The sequence below is a fragment of the Pseudobacter ginsenosidimutans genome, from assembly GCF_007970185.1.
Classification (GTDB): Bacteria; Bacteroidota; Bacteroidia; order Chitinophagales; family Chitinophagaceae; genus Pseudobacter; species Pseudobacter ginsenosidimutans.
The window spans coordinates 5959906-5979658 of sequence record NZ_CP042431.1; the positions used below are offsets into that span (position 1 = coordinate 5959906).

The following is a 19753-nucleotide window of genomic DNA, read 5'->3' on the forward strand; positions in this document are numbered from 1 at the left end:
ACAAGATCGTGATGGGCTGTAAACTTAATCAATACAGGTGTAACGTAAAACTTTTGTTCATCAGGCTTTCAGCCTGTTCAGCTGCTTGAAAAAGTTCTCAGCATAAGTGCTTCCCACAGGAATGATGGTGCTGCCGATATGGATCTCCTGCCTTTCCACTGAATTGATCTTATCCATCGCTACCAGGTAGGATTTGTGTACACGCAGGAAACGATTGGGAGGCAATGCCTCTTCCAATTGTTTCATGCTTTGCAAAGTGATGATGCGCTGGGCGCGGGTGTGAATGGAAAGATAATTCTTCAATCCTTCCACATACAAAATGTCATCCAGTTCCACTCTTACCATTTTCGTTTCCACTTTTACAAAAATGTAACCGCCTGTGCCAGGATACAGGTCCGGCGTGGCCGGCAGCCTGTCTGTAGGGTTGGCGATCTTCCAGGCTTTTTCCACGGCGCGATAGAATCTTTCAAAGGAGATAGGCTTCAGCAGATAGTCCACCACATTGTATTCGAATCCATCGAAAGCATATTCCTGGAAGGCGGATGTGATGATCACCTGCGCGCGATTCTGCAGCAGTTGCATGAATTGCACGCCATTGAGCTGCGGCATCTGGATATCGAGAAAGATAAGGTCAACAGGCTGCTGATTGAACTGTATCAGGGCTTCCAGCGGATTCGTATTCACGCCTGCCAGTTTCAGGAAGGGCACACGGCTGATATGGTCTTCCAGCAGTTTAATGGCCAGTGGCTCATCGTCTATCACCAGGCAGTTCAGCATCCTTATCTCATTTGTTGGGCTCATAAAGGTAAATCTAATTGTACTTGAAATTCCTTCCTGGTGTTCAGTATTTGCAAGAGGTCCTGTTGCGGATACAGCAGGCTCAGCCGCTTCTGCACGTTCACCAGCCCGATTCCGCCGGTCTGGTCTTTGAGAAACTCGTGTTTGAAATTATGGATCGAAAAAGACAGTTTTTTATCTGTAACAGTCATCTGTATGGTTACAGGTCTGTTGGGGTCCTGCAGGATGCCGTGCTTGCAGGCATTTTCGATCAGCGGGAAAAGCAGCAGTGGCGGGATCTTCTTGCCGGCAACATTGCCTTCGATGGTGAAGTGCAGGTAGAGATCGCCTTCATAGCGCAGCTTCTGCAGATCGATATAGTTATTGATATGGGTGATCTCCTTGTCCAGCGTTACACGATACTGTTCATCTTCTTTTTCATATAGCATGTAGCGGATCATTTCGGAGAGCTTCATGATGCCGTTGCCGGTTTTCTGTGCCCTTTCCAAAACGGCCATGCTGTAAATATTGTTGAGCGCATTGAAGAGGAAATGCGGATTGATCTGCATTTTGAGAAAAGACAACTCCGCCTGTAATTTCTGGTTCTCTAAATCTTTACGCACTTTTTCATGACCGTACCAAACCAATAGCAGGCGGTAAGCGAACGCAATGATGATGATCAGGAAACTGAACCAGATATAGGCCCTGAGATAAGCGGGGAGCGGCATCGGGCTCATGGGTATGGCAGGGAATGCACGGTTGACCTTCACTGGCGGTGGTGTTTCAGTAACGGGCTGCGCCTCCATCATAGCCTTTATTTCGGTAAACCTGATTTGAAAATTCCAGATTTCCAGTTTTTGCTTTACGATGGTGAACAGGAATGCCAGCGCAATGCATATGATCACCAGTAATAGTGTTTTCTTTTTTTTGATGAAGAGGGCAGGGATGAGCCAGAAAGCGCATCCGTAAAAAAGCAGGAAGTTCACTATTCCCAACAGTCCGTAATTGAAAAAGAAATTGTCCCAGTTCTTATATTGCGCCGCCAGTATGGTGGGCAGTCCCATGATAAAATAAAGAGCTTCCCAGGCAAGCAGGTGTACCAGGAAAGAAACCGAAGGTCTTTTGAATAATTCCACTGTCATCAGTTAATTCATCTTTTCTCTGTCTATGAAGTTTGCAAAAATATAGTTCTGTTGCCTGATTGTATGACCAGTTGCAGCAAACGAAGGATGAAACCGGGAAAATGCTTTACATCTTTTGGAGGCCTGCGGCAGTAGTTGGTCAACCGGAATCCGTAATTGGTGTAATGGCCGGGAATGCGGACCGATTCACCATTACCTTTCGATCCAATTTAAATGCATTTACTCCAATGAAGAAATTTTTTGTATTCGCTTTAGCCCTTACTGCTGCGGCAACAGCTGGGGCCCAGACCAAAGCAAAAAAGAAGAACATCGTGATAAAGGGACAGGTACAGTTCCTCAATCCCGAGAAATATGCCGCAAACAACAAGGTCTGGATCGGTTTCAGGGATGGAAGGGAGTACAAAGCCATCGACTCCGTTGTAGTGAAGGAGGATGGCAAATGGCAGTTCACGGTAGATGCCAGCAGGCCCAGGTTCTATGACCTGGAGATCCTGAAATGGGACCGCATCACGGTCTGGGGCGATGCAGACGCCACCATCAACTGCCGCGGCTATGATACCGCCAAAATGAAGATCAAGAACAATCCCTATATCTTCATCGAAGGATCTGCCGATAACCAGTTCCTCAACCTGCTGAACCATATCGTTTACCGCGATTACCAAACGATGATCGCTGTGAGCAAGGAAATGTATTATGCCGGTAAATCCACAGATACTACTGGAGCGCTTATCTGAAAGGGCTCGATCCGTACAGGACACTGGGAGACGATTTCCGCGACCGGCTCAAAGTGCTGATCCGTGCGTACCAGGACAGGCCCGTTGCCCTCGCAGGCATCAAGATGCTGAACTGGGAAAAGAACCAGGACTTCATCATGCCTATACTCACCAATCTCAAGGCAAAATATCCCTGGTTCACAGAGATTGCCGAGCATAAGAAAAAAGTGGAGGACAATATCGCGCAGGCCAAATTGCTGAAGCCTGGTATGCCTGTTCCGGTTGTGAGCTATCCTGATGTAAATGGAAAGAATATCGGCACAGCCGATTATAAAGGCAAGTACCTGCTCATCGATTTCTGGGCAAGCTGGTGCGGGCCCTGCCGCCAGGCCATCCCGAAGGTTCGTGCGTTGTATGATCTGTACAAAGAGAAAGGTTTCGATGTTCTCAGCATCAGTATCGATACAGACCGCAAAGCCTGGATCAAAGCGATGGACGATGAACAAATGCCATGGGCTCAAACACTCAGCCCGGACAAAAATAAAACAATGGACAAGTTCCTGTTCAGCGGTATTCCTACACTGTATCTGATAGACAGGGAAGGGAAGATCGTTCAGAGCTATACAGGTTATTCAACCGATCTGGAAGCGAAACTGAAAGAAGCGTTTTCGAAATAGAAATTGCTTGTTGTGTTTTAGTGCTGCCGTCTGCAATATGCAGGCGGCATTTTTTTTACAGGAACTAATACAATTCCATTATTCTATTTTTCCCTTTGAATTCGAATTCATCGCCTGACTTTTTTTGCATCAATGATTTTGCGAGTGGGGAGATGGGGGAGAGGAATACAATTGTTTCCCCATTCACTGATTGCTGCCCCAGCCCGGCAGCTATGAAGAAAGATATGGTAGCCGTGCGGATGAAAGCTCCCGGTAATGGAGAATCGAGAATAATGGAAACATTGATGGCGCGCAATGCATTCAGGTCCTGCTGATGCGCCAGCAATTGCCGCGCATGCATGTCCTTTTCCAGGTGGCTCATAGCCCTGGAGGTTTCGTATTTATCGCCTGCGGAACTTTTCTCTTCCTGGTTGGCAGCGGCCTGTGCTTCGTTCATGGCCTGAATTGTGATTGCAATACGTTGAGTAATAACCTGCTCACCGAATTGTTTCAATTGTTGCTTATATGCTATTCTTTCATCCATAACTCATACAAATATCAAACATAAATAACAAATTGAAATTGCACAGGGCCGGATAACAGCCTGCTCATTTTTTATATAACTTGCGGGCGATGAGAACCTACGAAGATTCATACAGGCACAAGGGATTACGGAAGCAATTGGTGGAATTATTGCGGACTAAAGGCATTACGGATGAACGCGTGCTGGCGGCGATCAATAATATCCCCCGGCATTATTTTCTCGACTCGGCATTTGACAAGGTAGCGTATGAAGACAGGGCTTTCCCTATCGAAGCGGATCAGACCATTTCTCAGCCCTACACAGTAGCGTACCAGACACAGCTCCTGGACCTCCGCACGTTTGAGAAGGTACTGGAGATCGGCACCGGCAGCGGATACCAGAGCATGGTGCTGGCGGAGATGCAGGTGCAGGTATTCACTATCGAACGACAAAAGAAATTGTTTGAAGTGCACAAGAAATTTGAACTGCGGAAGCGATATCCCGGTATCAAATATTTTTATGGCGATGGCTATGAAGGACTGCCAACCTATGGCCCTTTCGATAAAGTGATCGTTACGGCAGCAGCGCCATACATTCCCCCAAAACTGATAGAACAACTGAAACCCGGTGGAAAGATGGTGATACCGGTAGGTGCGGGCGATATCCAGCGGATGAAGAGGCTGACCAAAAAATCAGACGGCAGCGTGCAGGAGGAATTGTTCGAGAACTTTTCCTTTGTTCCCATGCTGGATGGTAAGAACGGATAACCGTTATTCAATAATACATGCGATACACACTGGTCATTATCGGTACCGGCAATGTAGCCACCGCGCTGAGTCTCCTGTTTGGAGAGGAAGGTCATACCATTGTGCAGGTGTATGGTCGTGACAGGGCAAAGGCCGTAGCATTGGCCAAACGCTGCAATGCAGAACCAGTCAGCGATCTGGCATTGCTGAGCAAAGATGCGGACCTGTACATTATTGCAGTTTCCGACAATGCTGTACCTGCTATTGCCGCTTCGTTGCAACTGGGCGATAAACTGCTGGTGCATACTGCGGGTTCAGTATCGCGCGAAGTGCTGAAGCACAGCAGCAAAAATTACGGTGTGCTCTATCCGCTGCAAAGCCTTCGTGCAGAACTTGATCATGTAACGGATATTCCTTTCCTGGTAGATGCCAACACTGCTGAAAAAACAGCCTGGCTGAAAGACATAGCCATGACGGTTTCCATGCAGGTGCAGACGGCAACGGATGAACAGCGCTTACACCTGCACGTTGCAGCAGTGGTGGTGAGCAATTTCACCAATCATCTGTATGCCCTGGCGGAATCTTATTGTAATAAAGAGAATGTGGATTTCAGGATGTTATTGCCGCTGATCAGTGAAGTGGCCAATAGGATTCAACATGTGTCTCCCCATGAAGTACAGACCGGACCGGCGGTCCGCAATGATCAAAGCACTATCGGCAAGCACCTGGAGTTATTGCAGGATTTTCCGGAGCTGCAGCAATTGTACGCTGCATTCAGTTCCAGTATAGAAAAAATGTACAGAAAATAATTTCGCAGCTGGCAGTCGCTCGCCTCCCGGCGAGCGACTGGGCACACACTGAGTTATTTCTTCTTTGCTGATTTCAAAGGAGCGTTTTTCTTTTTTGTTGTAACTGTTCCTTCCTTTTTGCCGGAGCCCTTTGCTTTCACAGATTTTCCTTTTACTGCTTTGCCCGGTGTGATAAAGCCAACATCTTTTTTCAGTACATCGGTTTTGGTTTTGGAAGCTTTGGCTGTATTCTTCTTTGTAGTTTTTTTCTGAATTTCAGCTTTCTTTTTTCCTGCTTTCTTCCTGCTTTTGGTGGCGCTCTTATCAAGCGCAGCAGGATAGGGCTGCAGATACCTGGTGAGGATTATATTCATATGATGGTCCAGGTGGCCTGCCGTTACAAAAGCAAGGGTAGCCACGCTTACCTGACTGTTATTGGCAACACCTGCATGCTGGAGCTGCTGGTCATCCAGGGTGGAAAAAAGCATTTCATTGGCATTACGCACTGTAAAGAATTCCTCGATGAGATCTTTCCATTTTCTCGTATTGGCTTTGGAATTGTCAGCCCAGGAGTTCTCGTCGAAACCGGGAAGAGGATTGATATCCTTGCGTGCGATATGCAGGGCGCGGAAAGCGAAGACCCGCTCTGCATCGATAATATGCTGCAACATTTCCTTGAGTGTCCATTTGCCTGGAGCGTAGGCGTAATCGGCTTTTTTGCCGGGAATATTTTTGAGCAGTTTGCGGAATGCTTTGGTATTGCGGGAAACGGCTTTTGCCGGATCTTTTTCTTTGACACGATTTACATATCCTTCCATGGAAGGAGGAATGGCTAAATTCTCCCTGTTGATCATGCGCTTTTCTTTTAAAGCTACGGAAATAAATGGTTGATCAATCAGTGTAAATATTATCCGCCTGTTACCAACAATACAGGTTTGGTCTGACCTTCCCATAACCTGCCTGCAGCCTGCACTTTGTTACCGGGCTGAAGGTCCCAATCTCCCAGCTGCGCACCAAATGCATGGCCGGTATAGCACCTCGGCTGCATGTTTTCGTCAAAACCCATCAAACCGATACCCCATCCGCTCCGGATGATGAACACAGCTCCAGGCTGATCAGGATGGAGTTGTCCTGCCTGCTGTACGGTATTGAAGGCAGGCTCTACCAGCCATCCATCGATTCGTGAACGGCCAATGGAATAACGGAGCTTTAATACGCCATCAACCAGGGCCAGGAAACGAAGGCCTGTTCCATCATTCACAAGAATGGCTTTTGAAGCGGCACTGAAATAATGATCTGCAATGAAAGTATGACTGCTCTGCATGGGATAGCTTCCCACCAATTTGCCGTTGGGATAAATGCCAATAGGTTGTAGCTGACCGTTAGTAAGCCGGAAGATGCCGGTCTTATCTGCGGAAGCGAGTACAATCTCATCGATGCCATCTCCGTCGAGATCTGCGATCAGTTTTACGGCATCTTTCCCCGGAGCGGTATCCAGTGTCCAGGCGCCGATAGCGCTGCCGGATGGCACCATGCAAAGGGACTGGTTTTTCATCAATGAAAGTATGATAAGGCCATCGGCGCCCATCACCACGATACCTGTTCCTGACTCACTGCCGAATACACCTTTGCCGGCATATCGGTTATGGTTTGTATTTACACTCCAGTTGCCGATAGGGTGATTATTGTAGTAATGTGCTATCGTGGTGAGAACTCCGTTTTGCAATCCCAGTACCGCTAAGCCTGAGCTGTTCCACACCAGCATATCTTTTTGTGCCTGCCTTATAAAATCAGCAACGCCGAAAATGGGGTCGGTGACGCCAAGTGTCCAGGTGCCGGCGTTGCTGCCATGTGCCAGACGGCTCAGCAGCTTGAATTTGCCATGATAGTATTTTACGATGGCAAGGCCGGTTGCAGATCGTATAAGTATCTCGTCTACGCCATCCCCATCGAGATCTCCAGTACCTGCGATGTGCTGATCATTTATATTGTACAGCCAGTTGCCGATCATGGAATGATCAGGTACAATCGACAGTGGCTTCATCGCCGGCTCTGAAACAAAGATGCCGATGCCGTTACGGTTGCGCAGGCGGAGGGTCCAGTCGCCACAGATCCCCCAGAAATAAGCACGTTTCCTGCCCACATTCATATGAGCGAGTGCAGCTGTACCGGACTCGGTTTTAAAATAATTGAGCCAGCAATCACCGAATGTTGTGGTGGGGCCATTCCTGAATGTGGGGGCAAAACTTTCAGGTGCGTCATTGAAAAATTTTGCCCGGGCCATCAGGGCAACACAATTGGTGAAAAAGAGGATGCCCTCAGCATTGTGCCAATGTCCGTAATGATGTTCCGTGTATCGGTGCGTGAATACTTCGGCTATACTGTTCACATTGCAACCACCGTGGATTACGAGGCTGCCAGCGGAATTTTCAAATTGTTTGTATTGCCAGAGTGGCCTGTACACGAACATGTCGGCAGCGCTGTCCTTTGTCTTGAAATTGGGCGTATAAGCCCCGTTCTCGTAGGTCCAGCGGAAAGGCGTTCCACCAACAGCAGTTTCCAGCTGAGTATTCGTGTAGCCGGCAGCGTTGAACCAGGAGCAGCGGTTGAAAGAATGGGAAAGGATGTATTTCAATACTGCCGGTGTTTTCAGGAAATCAACATATTGCAGCAGGTTGGCATTATTCACTTTCAGTGTTGGTTTGAAATCAGTTGCTGCGTTGTTGATGAATTTTTCATAATACGCGGTATTGAAGTCCGTTGATCCCGAAATAATCGCCGCTCTCCAGGATTGCGTTGCAAAAGCGCCCATTCGGAAACTGTGGTTCCTTTTGAAGTAGGAAACCAGCAACTCTTTTTCCAATTCACTATCATGCCAGGTAAAAAGATTGTCTTCCTGCAAACCACCAAACAAGGGCGTTGCACTGGTAACGGTAACGGGAAGGCCATTGGCATCGAGGAAACGGTTACCATCACTGCCGGTGAAGGATGGATGCGGATTCACAGCTGCATGCCATGCGTTGATGCGGCACACAGCCAGCTCAGGCTTTGCCATTATGTTTGGGTAATTGTAATCAACTGCACTGATCTCCCTGTTCCGCTCATTTTGATGTAGCCGGATTCGCAGGAAGGATTCCGATTTTTCCATGGAGTAGATGGGATCGTCAATGAAGAACACATCCCTGAATGGTCCTTCACGTTTGATTTCAAAGGAGCTGGACGTGAATTCACAGTCTATCACATCTTCGCCTGCATACCATCCTCTCGCCGAGGTGTCAGCATCGGGGAGAGCGGCTATATCGTCCATCCAAAAATCATTTTGGACGTAAAGCTCTTCCCAGTTGCCGAACATATCACCAAGAATATGGTCAGCACGTTCACACATGATGCCGGTCTGCAGGGCCAGTTGTCTGGGTTGTACAAATCCCGGTGCCCAGGTAACCCTTCGCACGATGGCGGCATCGGGAAACCTGCCGATGAGCACGAGTCCTTTCATTAGATTGAAATCATCGTATACGAAGCGTACGAACCTGCGAAGGGCCAGTATGATCTGTCCATCTTTCTGAACAGGACCGTCGTACAATTTTGCACTGATGAAGCGAGCCTTGAATCCTGCCAGGGTCAGGTCATCGCGGTATTGTTGCAGGCTTGCACGTAATGCAGTGTCGCCGGCAGAGGTTGTGCCACTCTCTAACAGTCGCCATTCCACGAAAACCAGTATAAGCGGATCAGTTGCACCTAAAGGCGCATGATCTTCTTCAAAACAAAATTTGAGCTGAATGATTTCGGGGAAGCCATCGCCTGTGATTCCATAATTGGCGAACTGCTCCACGAGGGTTGCAAGTTGATTTACCATATGCACACAAAAGTATATTGCATACTTTCTGTCTGAAAGCTGCAACAGTGGCAGGGCATACCTAATAAAAGAAAAAGGTGTCCCAGCTGTAGCCGGAACACCTTTTTCGATACAATATATTTCGTCAGATCAACCTTTCTTATTCTTCATGGTTGGTTTCACTGAGGATTTTTTCTTCTCAGGAACTTTGCCACCCTGAAGGGTAGAAGCGATCTTAGCCGCTTCATACACATTGATCACACCGCCGGTTACAGCCAGTTCGTTCATGGGAACCATTTCGTCTGTACCTGGTTTTCTCACCTGCTCTGTTGGAACCTGTGCTGACTTTTCGATGCAATATTTGATCTGCTGAGGGCTGAGCTTAGGGAAATAAGACTTCAGGAAAGCAGCAGTACCGGCCACTACAGGAGAAGCCATACTGGTACCCTGAGCATCACCGTAAGTGTTGCCGCCGGGGATGGTGGAGTAGATCTTCACGCCGGGTGCAAATACGTCCACTTCTTTTTTACCGTAGTTGGAAAAAGAAGCAGTAAGGCCGCCTGCAGCTGCGTCGCCGCTGGCGCCAACAGTGATCCAGTTTGAAGCTTTACCTGAACTGTCGCGGTAAATAGGGCTGGGGAAATTGTCCTTAACATCTACGTTCTTGGCGTCGTTACCTGCTGCATGCACCAGCAGCACACCTTTGCTGGCAGCGTATTGAACGGCTTCGTCAACCCATTTCTTCTGGGGAGAGTAGTCTTTGCCGAAGCTCATGTTGATGATCTGTGCGCCGTTGTCTACTGCATAGCGGATAGCAAGGGCAATATCTTTATCGTGCTCATCACCGTCAGGTACTGCGCGAACGGCCATGATGCGGACATTGTCTGCAACGCCATCCATTCCGATGCCGTTGTTACGAACTGCGCCGATGATGCCGGCCACGTGCGTTCCGTGGAAAGGCGTGTTGGCCATCACATCTGGGTTACCGTAGTATTTGTCGTTGATATCATCTTCGTTATCGCCGGTGATGGCAGCGCGGAAGTTTTCAGGAGCTTTATCTTTTGCTTCAGCTTTTTTGGATTCCATGCCTACATATTCTCCAAAGCCTTCGATGAATTCCTTGTTGGTGGTTTCCATCATTTTGTTGGCGCGGAAGAGATAGAGGAAGCCTGCCTTGGCATTTTTCTCAGCCTGTGAAACAGCAGTGAAAGTGTCCAGGTCATTGCCGGTATAAACATCTTTCTTCATGGCAACACGGATAACGCTGTCGCTTTTCTCTGCGTTCCTGAGGGCAGTTTTGAGCATGAACAGGTCTGCACCGCTGCCGCCATCGCTGTCGATCCTGGCTTTTGCTTTGGCCCACATCTCGTAGGTTATAGCATCATCACCGGTGAGGGTAGCAGGATCTGCGTTCTCGAATTTGCTTTTGTATTTGTGGTAAACGCGGGCGCCTTCGTAGCTGTCTTGTTTCAGATTGCGACCGTCTTTTCCGCCGATGAAGTTCCATCCATGTACATCATCCACATAACCGTTCTTGTCGTCATCGATGCCGTTGCCGGGGATCTCTTTGGGATTCACCCAGAGAACGGATTTCAAGTCTTCATGAAGGGTATCGATACCGGAGTCGATTACTGCAACAACTACCGTTTTGCCTTTGATGTTCTTTGATTTTACGAATTCATAGGCTTTATCGAGGCTGATACCACTGTAGCCATCTTTGGCTTTGTCCAGCAGATGCCAGCCTTTGGGTACGGAACCTTGTTTGGCTCCTTCCTGTTGTTGTGCCATGGCAAGCATACCAGTGATCACGAGGGCTGAAGTAAGCCCCATAGTCTTTCCCAATTTCATCATTTGTAATTGTTTTATTAGCTATGCAAACAGATGGAAATTAGCACGGATCCGTTTGCACAAAGGGGCAAATATCCCCATTTTTTGCTCTAGTTTAACGTTATTTTTCAACAGGCAGAGGGCCTGAATGTGCTTAAAATTATGCAATTCGGCTTCACCCTGCCTTCAAACTACATGAATGGCAATTTGATTGAGTAGAAATGCCACAGTTTCAGTTTGTTCCGAATGCCGGGTGTATGCGGAGTGCACCAAGGGTTGCCTGTTTACCGGGGAAGAATGGCTGCCGGAGGTATGCGGGAGTGTAGTCAGAGTGCTGTGAGAGTGTAGTCGGAGTGCTGCAGGTGTGTAGTCGGGGGGGTGCCGTCACTCGCCGGGAGGCGAGCAACCGGGCACAGCGAAATGAAATCTAAAAGGGCTGACCTTGTTACGGGTCAGCCCTGGGTTTAGTTATGTTGGCGAAAAAGGGGAAAACAATTATCGTGAGGCGGCACTGGCCTTCCAGCTGGCGGATGGGCGGATATAGCCCCAGTCGCTCGCCAGCCTGAGTTCCACACGGCGGTTCTTCGCTCTTCCTGCTTCCGTTTTATTGTCGGCTATCGGTTTCGTCTGACCGAATCCGCTGGCATCGAGACGGAGCTGGTTGATACCACGTTGCACCAGGTAAGACTTCACTGCGTTGGCGCGTTTGGCGCTCAGGTTCAGGTTCCTTTGTGCATTACCGGTATTATCACTGTGACCATCGATGGCCATTACCAGGTGCGGGTTATTGTTCATGATCGCCACTACTTCGTCCAGCGCTTTTTTGCTGGAAGGAGTGAGGCTTTCGCTGCCGTTATCGAAGAAGATCTGCTTGGCCACATAGTTCACTTTATCGATCAGTTCTTTCTGCAGCTCAGGACAGCCTTTGTTGGATCTCGGACCTCTGACTGTGGGGCATTTGTCTTCTTTATCAGGGATGCCATCGCCATCTGTATCGAGCAGCGGACAACCATTGTTCTCTTTGTTGCCGGCGAGGGTTGGACATTTATCTTCTTCATCGTTCACACCATCACGATCGGTATCGGGGATGGGGCAACCTCTGTATTTCTGTGTGCCGGGAACATCCGGGCATTTGTCTTCCTCATCGGGAATACCATCACCATCGCGGTCAGGCGGCGGACAACCACCGTATTTTCTCAGTCCTGCAATATCCGGGCACTGGTCTACCTTGTCGGCAACACCATCACCATCGCGGTCAGGACAACCACCTGCGGCGAGTGTACCGGGCTCGGTTGGGCAGGCATCGTCCTTATCGATGATACCATCATTGTCCTTATCCTTTGGTTTGCCTTCGAAGATCGGAGCTTTGCCGAGCCAGATGCCAAGTGTGGCGCCCATCACCTGGTTATTGAATTTGGCTTCGTAGGGGGCAGTATAAAAATCGTTGAAGCCCTGGCTGAAGAAGCCGGATACGAATACATTGCCAAATTCAAGTCCAGCCCTGGCATTCACACCGTAATCGATGGTCTTCACCTTCCAGGTCTCATTGCCTGATTCGATAGGTTGTTCGTTTGTTTTCAGTTTAACAACATCATCCTGTTCAACGATTCGGGTTTCGGTTCTTTGCTTACCTGTATAGAAGAAACCGATATAAGGTCCCGCGCTGACGAAGAAGCTGGTCTTGCGTCCTAACGGTAACTTATAAGTGAGATTCACGGGGATGTCGATGTAATTGGGAGAGAACTGCTGCTTGTAGGAGAGGCTGTCTGTCTGAACAGATGCGGTATCATATGTGTGGGAGAATTTTCTTCCCTTGGTCATATAAAAGATACCGGGCTGAATATGCCAGCGTTTGTTTTCGCTGATCGGGAACTCAGCCAGCACACCAAGGTGGAATCCGCTGCGTCCGGAATAACCTGGTTTGGTGAGATCAGTCCAGCCCGGGAGATTATTACTCTCCAGGATCTTGGATTGATGGGGGCCTCCTGCTAAGGCCAGGCGGAGCTGGCCGAAACATACAGAAGCAAGCACAGTAAAACACAACAGTGTAAACAGTTTTTTCATCTGTAAAATTTTGTCTTGTATAAGGTCAGGATCGACAGAAAACTTCCAGACTAATAAACTGTTGGCATGTTCGTGTTTGGCATGCACTTTGCCTTACAGGGCAGGGGTTAGTTATTATAGTTTGGCCGTTTCAAACCGATATAGGATTTCCAATGCACTCTAACGCTTTGGAGGCCAATCTTATTTTGTGAGTTGGAAGGAAAGAGAAAGAAAGTGAGATATATCAAAAAAAGGAACCGGGATACAGTCCGTGGCGCATAATAACGATAAAAAGCGTATATCGATTGTGCGTTAGGGTTTGTATCCCGGTATATTTATTTAAATGTCAAACTTAATACCCTGTGCCAATGGCAATTGAGTAGAATAATTGATGGTATTGGTTTGTCTGCGCATATAGGCTTTCCATGCATCGCTTCCGCTTTCGCGTCCACCGCCTGTTTCTTTTTCGCCTCCAAAAGCTCCTCCGATCTCAGCTCCTGATGTTCCGATATTCACGTTGGCAATACCGCAATCACTTCCTGCTGCAGAAAGGAATTGTTCTGCTTCGCGAAGGTTGAGGGTCATGATACTGGAGCTCAATCCCTGGGGCACGCCATTCTGGATAGCGATGGCCTCTTCCATGGTTGAATATTTTAATAAGTAGAGGATGGGAGCGAAGGTCTCATGCTGCACAATGGCATACTGCGGTTGCGCCTCGGCGATAGCTGGCTTCACATAGCAGCCGCTTTCAAATCCTGCACCTTCCAGAACACCGCCTTCCACAATAAAGCTGCCACCCTCTTTCTTACAGGCTTCTATAGCCGAAAGATACATTTTAACGGCATCCTTATCTATCAAAGGTCCTACATGGTTCTTCTCATTGAGGGGATCACCGATCACCAGTTGTTTGTAAGCAGCTACCAGTTTGGATTTCACGGCATCGTACACGGATTCATGAACAATCAGCCTGCGGGTGGTGGTGCAACGTTGCCCTGCTGTTCCCACCGCACCAAATACGGCTCCGCGAATGGCGATATCAATGTCGGCATCCCTTGAAATGATGATGGCATTGTTGCCTCCCAGTTCCAGCAGCGCCCTTCCAAGTCTGGCACCCAGAGCAGCACCCACAGCCTTGCCCATACGGGTAGAACCAGTAGCTGATACCAGAGGGATACGGGTATCGTTACTCATCCATTCGCCTACTTCCCGACCGCCCACTACCAGTCCACAAACGCCTTCAGGCACATTATTCTTCGCAAAAACCTCTGCAATGATATGCTGACAGGCGATAGCGCACAACGGTGTTTTCTCGGATGGCTTCCAGATACAAACATCGCCACAAACCCAGGCCAGCATCGTGTTCCAGCTCCATACAGCCACGGGGAAATTGAAAGCGGAGATGATGCCCACCAACCCAAGAGGATGGTATTGCTCATACATCCTGTGACCGGGACGCTCGCTGTGCATGGTGAATCCATGCAACTGACGGCTAAGCCCAACCGCAAAATCACATATATCGATCATTTCCTGTACTTCACCATAACCTTCCTGCAGGCTCTTACCCATTTCATAGGAAACGAGCTTGCCCAGGGGCTCCTTGTAAGCACGCAGCGCTTCACCGATCTGGCGGACCACTTCACCACGCCTGGGAGCCGGCCAGCTGCGCCATTCCAGGAAAGCGGATTGCGCTTTCGCGATCACTTCTTCATAGTTCTGCTTGTCGGCAGCTTTCACAGATCCGATCAGTTTGCCATCCACCGGGGAATAAGAACTGATCATTTCACCACCGGCTTTGAGCCATTGCTGGCCAGTGGCTGCGCCGGCATTCTCTGCCTGTATTTTGAGAGAGGAAAGAAAATCCATCATGAGGAATGCATTTAAGAGGGCGAATTTACGATAAATCTTTGTGGTGGTTGTTCTGGGTTGATTGATGGATGTTAAGTGACGATAATCATTGTTGTGATCTTGGTGGCCCGTGGGGATATGTGAAGGGTGGCTGACGAAACGAACCAACGCTTATGTGGTTTTGATGGGCTGTGGGTAGTTTGATGGGACAGTGGTGCATAGCCAGGCTTCTTCGCTTACGTTTCGTAGGCCCGCCTTCACATATCCCGCACGGGCCCTGGCACCTCAAGGATGCATCATTTTTTGATCACCCGGCAATGCATCCCATCACGATGGATTGGGGGGAGGGGAGGGTTGTCCTCTGTGCAGCAGCGGAAGTAAGCAGGTGCAGTGGATGCCTGAGCTAACAGGCTCTTGAATTGAAAAGTAACATGCTAACAATACAGCAGTCAAGAAAAGCAATGATGCCGTATTGAAAACAGTAATGAAATGGAATTTTGATTGGACTTGAAATTGAAATTGGAAGGAAAATGGGAGTTGAAATAGAAATCTAAAATCTGTTTATAATGGATTATGGATTATGCTTTTGAAAGTGCCCTGCAACCATATATCAGCACTGATGTGAAGGTTAGCCCTTTGTTTTTTTAAACAGCATTATTACAAGATGGTAAAATCAAGTGCAAAATCAGGGAACTGATCTGCTGCACTATCAGGGAAATGAGGCAAAGGTGGTTGGGGCAGGTCGGCCTTCGAAACGTAAGCGAAAAAGCCCGGCCATATTCTACAGCCCCGTCACACCAACTCAAAGCTCAGAAAAACCCAACTGCGTTGGTACGTTTCACAGCCGTCCTGCCCCAACCCCTTTGCCGGGAAAAAACTAATACTGTTCCTGATCGTTCGGGAAATCATTTGATTTTACATCGCGGATATAATGCTGCACCGCCCCCGTGATTTGTTCGTTGAGATTGAGATACTGACGGAGGAATCTCGGTTTGAATTCTGTATTGATGCCGAGCATATCATGCATCACCAGCACCTGGCCATCGCAATGTTTTCCTGCGCCGATGCCGATGGTGGGGATGATCAGGCTTTCTGATACTTCTTTGGCCAGTTGCGCGGGGATCTTTTCCAGTACTGCGGCGAATGCGCCTGCCTGTTCCAGCAGTTTGGCGTCGTTACGGAGTTTGTTGGCTTCGGCTTCTTCGCGTGCGCGTACGGTATAGGTGCCGAATTTGTAAATGGATTGGGGAGTGAGGCCCAGGTGTCCCATCACCGGGATACCTGCTGCCACAATGCGTTTTACGGATTCCAGGATCTCTTCGCCGCCTTCGAGTTTCACGGCGTGGGCGCCGGTCTCTTTCATGATGCGAACGGCGGAGATAAGGGCTTCCTTTGAATTGCCCTGGTAGCAACCGAATGGAAGGTCCACTACCACCAGTGCACGAGAAACGCCGCGGATCACAGAAGAAGCATGATAGATCATCTGGTCCAGTGTGATAGGCAGGGTAGTTTCATGACCAGCCATTACATTGGAGGCAGAGTCGCCAACGAGGATCACGTCGATGCCTGCGCCATCAAAGGTTTTGGCGAATGAGAAATCGTAGGCAGTGAGCATGGAGATCTTCTCGCCCTGTGATTTCATTTTCTGGAGCGTGTTGGTAGTGATACGCTTGATTTCTTTGCTGATTGACATAACTGGAGTTTTTAGCGCTGAGCGGGAGGGAATATGGCTCTGCATTAGAATAAAACACATTCATAATGCTCCTCGCAGTTTGTTAATAAGAATGGCGAAGGTAGGGGAAAACGATAAAACTGCGATTGCCGCTCAGAAAATCGCCTGGCGGCTCCTGACCAGCTCTTCGTAGAGATGCTGGATCAAACCGTCGGCCAGTCCGATCTTGGGCACATAGATCTCTTTGATATTGGCCCATCGCATGATGTTCACATAGATCTGCAGGGCAGGTACGATCACGTCTGCACGGTCTTCACGCAATTTGTAAAGCCTTTGTCTTTCCTGCACGGAGAAACTGCTGAATTCCTTGTAGTAGTCTTTCAGCATATCGAAGGTGAGGGGCTTGCCTTCCTTTCGTTTGGAGAGGGAGAAGATCTTATTGATATTACCGCCGGAGCCAATACCGATGATGTCTTCCATATGTCCACGCGTTTCACGGCGCAGCGCATCTTTCATATCGTCCCAATGCTTTTCCTCCACCTGTCTCTTGAGCAGGCGGATGGTTCCTATATTGAAGCTCTTGCGGAATTTGAGTTTGCCTTCGGCGAAGAAAGACAGCTCGGTGCTGCCGCCACCTACATCGATATAGAGATAAGTATGGTCCTTGTCCATATTCTCGGCCACATGGTTCTCATAGATGAGCGTGGCTTCAGTATCGCCGGTGATGATCTCGATATCGATCCCTGTTTCTTCCTTCACGCGTGCAAGGATCTCCGTGCCGTTACCGGCATCGCGCATGGCGGAGGTAGCGGCGGCCTTCAGATGATGCAGGCCCACGCCATAAGCATCCAGCAGGAGCTTGTAAGCTTTGATGGTGCTGAGGATCATCGATTCTTTTTCAGGAGAGATTGTTTTCTTTTCAAAAACGTCGAAACCGAGCCGGAGCGGCACGCGTACGAGATTGATCTTCTGGAACTCAGGCTTGCCAGTGTCCGAATGGAATACATCGGAGATCAATAAACGCGCTGCATTACTTCCAATATCGATGGCCGCCAGTCTCATGGGTAATTAGGCATCCGATGCAGCGAGCGATTCCATCGAAGGCGAATGCGCGGGATCTGCATGGATGATGGTTTTTTGATGTAAATATTGATAGGTCTCTACCTGACTCCGGACCTTCTTCTGCTTTCTGTCGCGCACATACCGGTTGCTCAGTTCATTGTCCAAAATTCTGGCTTTTACATTATCCCGCAACTGAATTTCCAGTATATTTTTCAACACACGCCTGATCTTGTCGTCCAATATCGGGCAAGTGGCTTCCACACGGTGATCCAGGTTGCGCACCATCCAGTCGGCAGATGAAATATAAACCTTTTCATCGCCTCCATTGTGGAAAATAAATACCCTTGCATGTTCCAGGTACTCGTCAATTATACTGACTGCTTTCACGGGAATCTTGAATTTCTTGCTCTCGGAATACATGCAGAAGATACCGCGGATGATCAGGCGGATTTCCACACCGGCCCTTGCGGCATCATACAATTTATTGATCAGGTCCTCATCTGAGAGGGAGTTCATCTTGAGTGTGATGGATGCGGGCTTTTTGGCGCGCGCATTGCGGATCTCCTTATTCACGAGCTTGTACAGTTCCCGCCTGAGGCTGGTAGGGCAGGGGATCAGGGTTTTGCAGGCTTTGAGGAATTTATCGCCGTCTTTGGGGTTCTCCAGGTAATTGAAGATGCGGTTCACATCGGCCATGATGAACCGGTCAGAAGTGAGCAGGCAGTGATCGCCGTATACATGCGCTGTTTTCTCGTTGAGATTGCCGGTGCTCACGAAGCCGTAGTGAATGGTATGGTTGTTCACGCGCTTCTTGATCATGAGCAGTTTCGCGTGTACTTTCATGTTAGGTATGCCGATCAGTACTTTCACACCTTCTTCCTCCAGTCTTTCTTTCCATTCCAGGTTGGCTTCTTCATCAAAGCGGGCGCGGAGCTCCAGCATAACGGTCACCTGTTTGCCGTTGCGCACGGCATTGATGAGGGCGTTGATCACTTTGGAATTGGAAGCGAGGCGGTAGGCGGTGATCTTGATGGCCGTCACTTCCGGATCGATGGCGGCTTCACGCAGCAGATCGATCACGGGGTTGAAAGAGTGATATGGGAAATTGAGCATGATGTCTTTTTCCAGTACCACATCGGTCACACGCATGGTATGCTTCAGCAGCTGGTGCTGGAAGGGCTTCTTCCGCGCGCTCTTTTTCTGGAACACATCGGGGAAGTCCATAAAGTGACGGAAATTATGGATACGTCCGCCGGGGATCACGCTTTCCTTACGGCTGAGATTGAGTTTGCGGATGAGGAAGTCCAGCAGGCCATCGTCCATTTCCTTATCGTACACGAAGCGCACGGGCTTGCCTTTGCGTCGGTTGCGGAGGCCTTTTTCGATCTTCTGGATCATGGTAGTGCTCACATCATTGTCCAGGTCAATTTCAGCATCCTTGGTGATCTTGAATACCCAGGAGCCAAAACGATCGTAACCGAAATAGGAGAAGATGCTTTTGAGATTGAAGCGGATCACATCTTCCAATAAAATAATATGTTGTTCTCCTTCCGGTGAAGGCAACTTGCAGAAGCGGCCCACGGACTTGGAAGGAACTTCAATGAGCGAGTATTTGCGGCGCAGGCTCTGGTCGCGGCGGCTCAGCACCACACCGAGATACAATGATTTCTCGCGCAGGTAGGGGAGCTGCGGAACGTTCTCCACCATGATGGGGATGATATTGGAACGGACCTCTTCTTCGAAATAGGTCTGTACGAATTTCTGCTGCTCTTTGTTGAGCTGTTTTTCGTTAACGAGGAAGATCTTTTCCTTTTCCAGTTCGCGGCGAACACTTTCCCAGATGGTGTTGAAAGATTGTTGCTGTTCCAGCACAACCTGCTGGATCTCGTCCAGGATCTTGCCGGGCGCCTGTTCCAGGTGCATATTTTTGAGCTTGCGGCCGAACTCGTTCATTCTTTTGAGGGTAGCTACACGAACACGAAAGAATTCATCCATATTGTTGGAGAAGATACCGAGGAACTTGATCCGTTCCCGGAGCGGTACAGTTGGGTCGGCGGCTTCCTGGAGCACACGGCCATTGAAGCTGAGCCAGCTGATATCTCTTGCGATTGTTTTGCGTTTCAT

General features: G+C 48.8%; 15 protein-coding genes. 4 read left to right on the forward strand and 11 right to left on the reverse strand.

Translation table 11 applies throughout. The annotated features are described in order from the left end of the window. Positions 1 to 60 precede the first annotated feature (60 nt). Positions 61 to 801: a LytR/AlgR family response regulator transcription factor gene (locus tag FSB84_RS23490; RefSeq protein WP_225979872.1), complete on the reverse strand. Its 741-nt coding sequence runs from the start codon at positions 799 to 801 to the stop codon at positions 61 to 63. Further along, on the reverse strand, positions 798 to 1919 hold the full coding sequence (locus FSB84_RS23495) for a sensor histidine kinase (RefSeq protein ID WP_130540299.1): 1122 nt from the start codon (positions 1917 to 1919) through the stop codon (positions 798 to 800). Before FSB84_RS23495 ends, FSB84_RS23490 begins: the two co-directional genes overlap by 4 nt. A gap of 227 nt (positions 1920 to 2146) precedes the next feature. On the opposite strand from FSB84_RS23495, the gene FSB84_RS23500 reads away from it, so the two are divergent. Next, on the forward strand, positions 2147 to 2653 hold the full coding sequence (locus tag FSB84_RS23500) for a hypothetical protein (protein WP_158644084.1): 507 nt from the start codon (positions 2147 to 2149) through the stop codon (positions 2651 to 2653). A 53-nt stretch (positions 2654 to 2706) separates the two neighbouring features. Further along, entirely contained in the window at positions 2707 to 3309 is a 603-nt protein-coding gene (locus FSB84_RS23505) for a TlpA family protein disulfide reductase (RefSeq protein WP_147122325.1), read from the forward strand. Between the two features lie 64 nt (positions 3310 to 3373). On the opposite strand, the gene FSB84_RS23510 is transcribed toward FSB84_RS23505, so the two are convergent. Continuing rightward, entirely contained in the window at positions 3374 to 3832 is a 459-nt protein-coding gene (locus FSB84_RS23510; protein WP_130540301.1) for a hypothetical protein, read from the reverse strand. A gap of 89 nt (positions 3833 to 3921) precedes the next feature. Here FSB84_RS23510 and FSB84_RS23515 point away from each other — a divergent pair, with 89 nt between their 5' ends. Then, positions 3922 to 4578: a protein-L-isoaspartate(D-aspartate) O-methyltransferase gene (locus FSB84_RS23515; RefSeq protein ID WP_130540302.1), complete on the forward strand. Its 657-nt coding sequence runs from the start codon at positions 3922 to 3924 to the stop codon at positions 4576 to 4578. 17 nt (positions 4579 to 4595) lie between these two features. Continuing rightward, on the forward strand, positions 4596 to 5366 hold the full coding sequence (locus FSB84_RS23520; RefSeq protein ID WP_130540303.1) for a Rossmann-like and DUF2520 domain-containing protein: 771 nt from the start codon (positions 4596 to 4598) through the stop codon (positions 5364 to 5366). 53 nt (positions 5367 to 5419) lie between these two features. Here the strand turns inward: FSB84_RS23520 and FSB84_RS23525 are convergent, their stop codons facing one another. The 8 genes from FSB84_RS23525 to ppk1 all read right to left on the reverse strand — a co-directional run bounded on the left by FSB84_RS23525 (position 5420) and on the right by ppk1 (position 19753). Next, positions 5420 to 6199, reverse strand: coding sequence for a DinB family protein (locus tag FSB84_RS23525; RefSeq protein ID WP_158644085.1), 780 nt, complete (start codon positions 6197 to 6199; stop codon positions 5420 to 5422). Between the two features lie 53 nt (positions 6200 to 6252). Next, positions 6253 to 9201, reverse strand: a complete 2949-nt coding sequence (locus FSB84_RS23530; protein WP_130540305.1) for a hypothetical protein — start codon at positions 9199 to 9201, stop codon at positions 6253 to 6255. Positions 9202 to 9330: 129 nt separating this feature from the next. Further along, positions 9331 to 11031 carry a S8 family peptidase gene (locus tag FSB84_RS23535; protein WP_130540306.1) on the reverse strand — a complete coding sequence of 567 codons (1701 nt, stop codon included), beginning with the start codon at positions 11029 to 11031 and terminating at the stop codon, positions 9331 to 9333. A 471-nt stretch (positions 11032 to 11502) separates the two neighbouring features. After that, positions 11503 to 13071: an OmpA family protein gene (locus tag FSB84_RS23540; RefSeq protein WP_130540307.1), complete on the reverse strand. Its 1569-nt coding sequence runs from the start codon at positions 13069 to 13071 to the stop codon at positions 11503 to 11505. A gap of 318 nt (positions 13072 to 13389) precedes the next feature. Further along, entirely contained in the window at positions 13390 to 14916 is a 1527-nt protein-coding gene (amaB, locus tag FSB84_RS23545; RefSeq protein ID WP_225979873.1) for an L-piperidine-6-carboxylate dehydrogenase, read from the reverse strand. An 856-nt stretch (positions 14917 to 15772) separates the two neighbouring features. Continuing rightward, entirely contained in the window at positions 15773 to 16588 is an 816-nt protein-coding gene (gene panB / locus FSB84_RS23550; protein WP_130540308.1) for a 3-methyl-2-oxobutanoate hydroxymethyltransferase, read from the reverse strand. Between the two features lie 132 nt (positions 16589 to 16720). Then, positions 16721 to 17629, reverse strand: coding sequence for a Ppx/GppA phosphatase family protein (locus FSB84_RS23555; protein WP_130540309.1), 909 nt, complete (start codon positions 17627 to 17629; stop codon positions 16721 to 16723). Positions 17630 to 17635: 6 nt separating this feature from the next. After that, complete coding sequence (gene ppk1, locus FSB84_RS23560) at positions 17636 to 19753, reverse strand: polyphosphate kinase 1 (protein ID WP_130540310.1); 2118 nt, start codon at positions 19751 to 19753, stop codon at positions 17636 to 17638.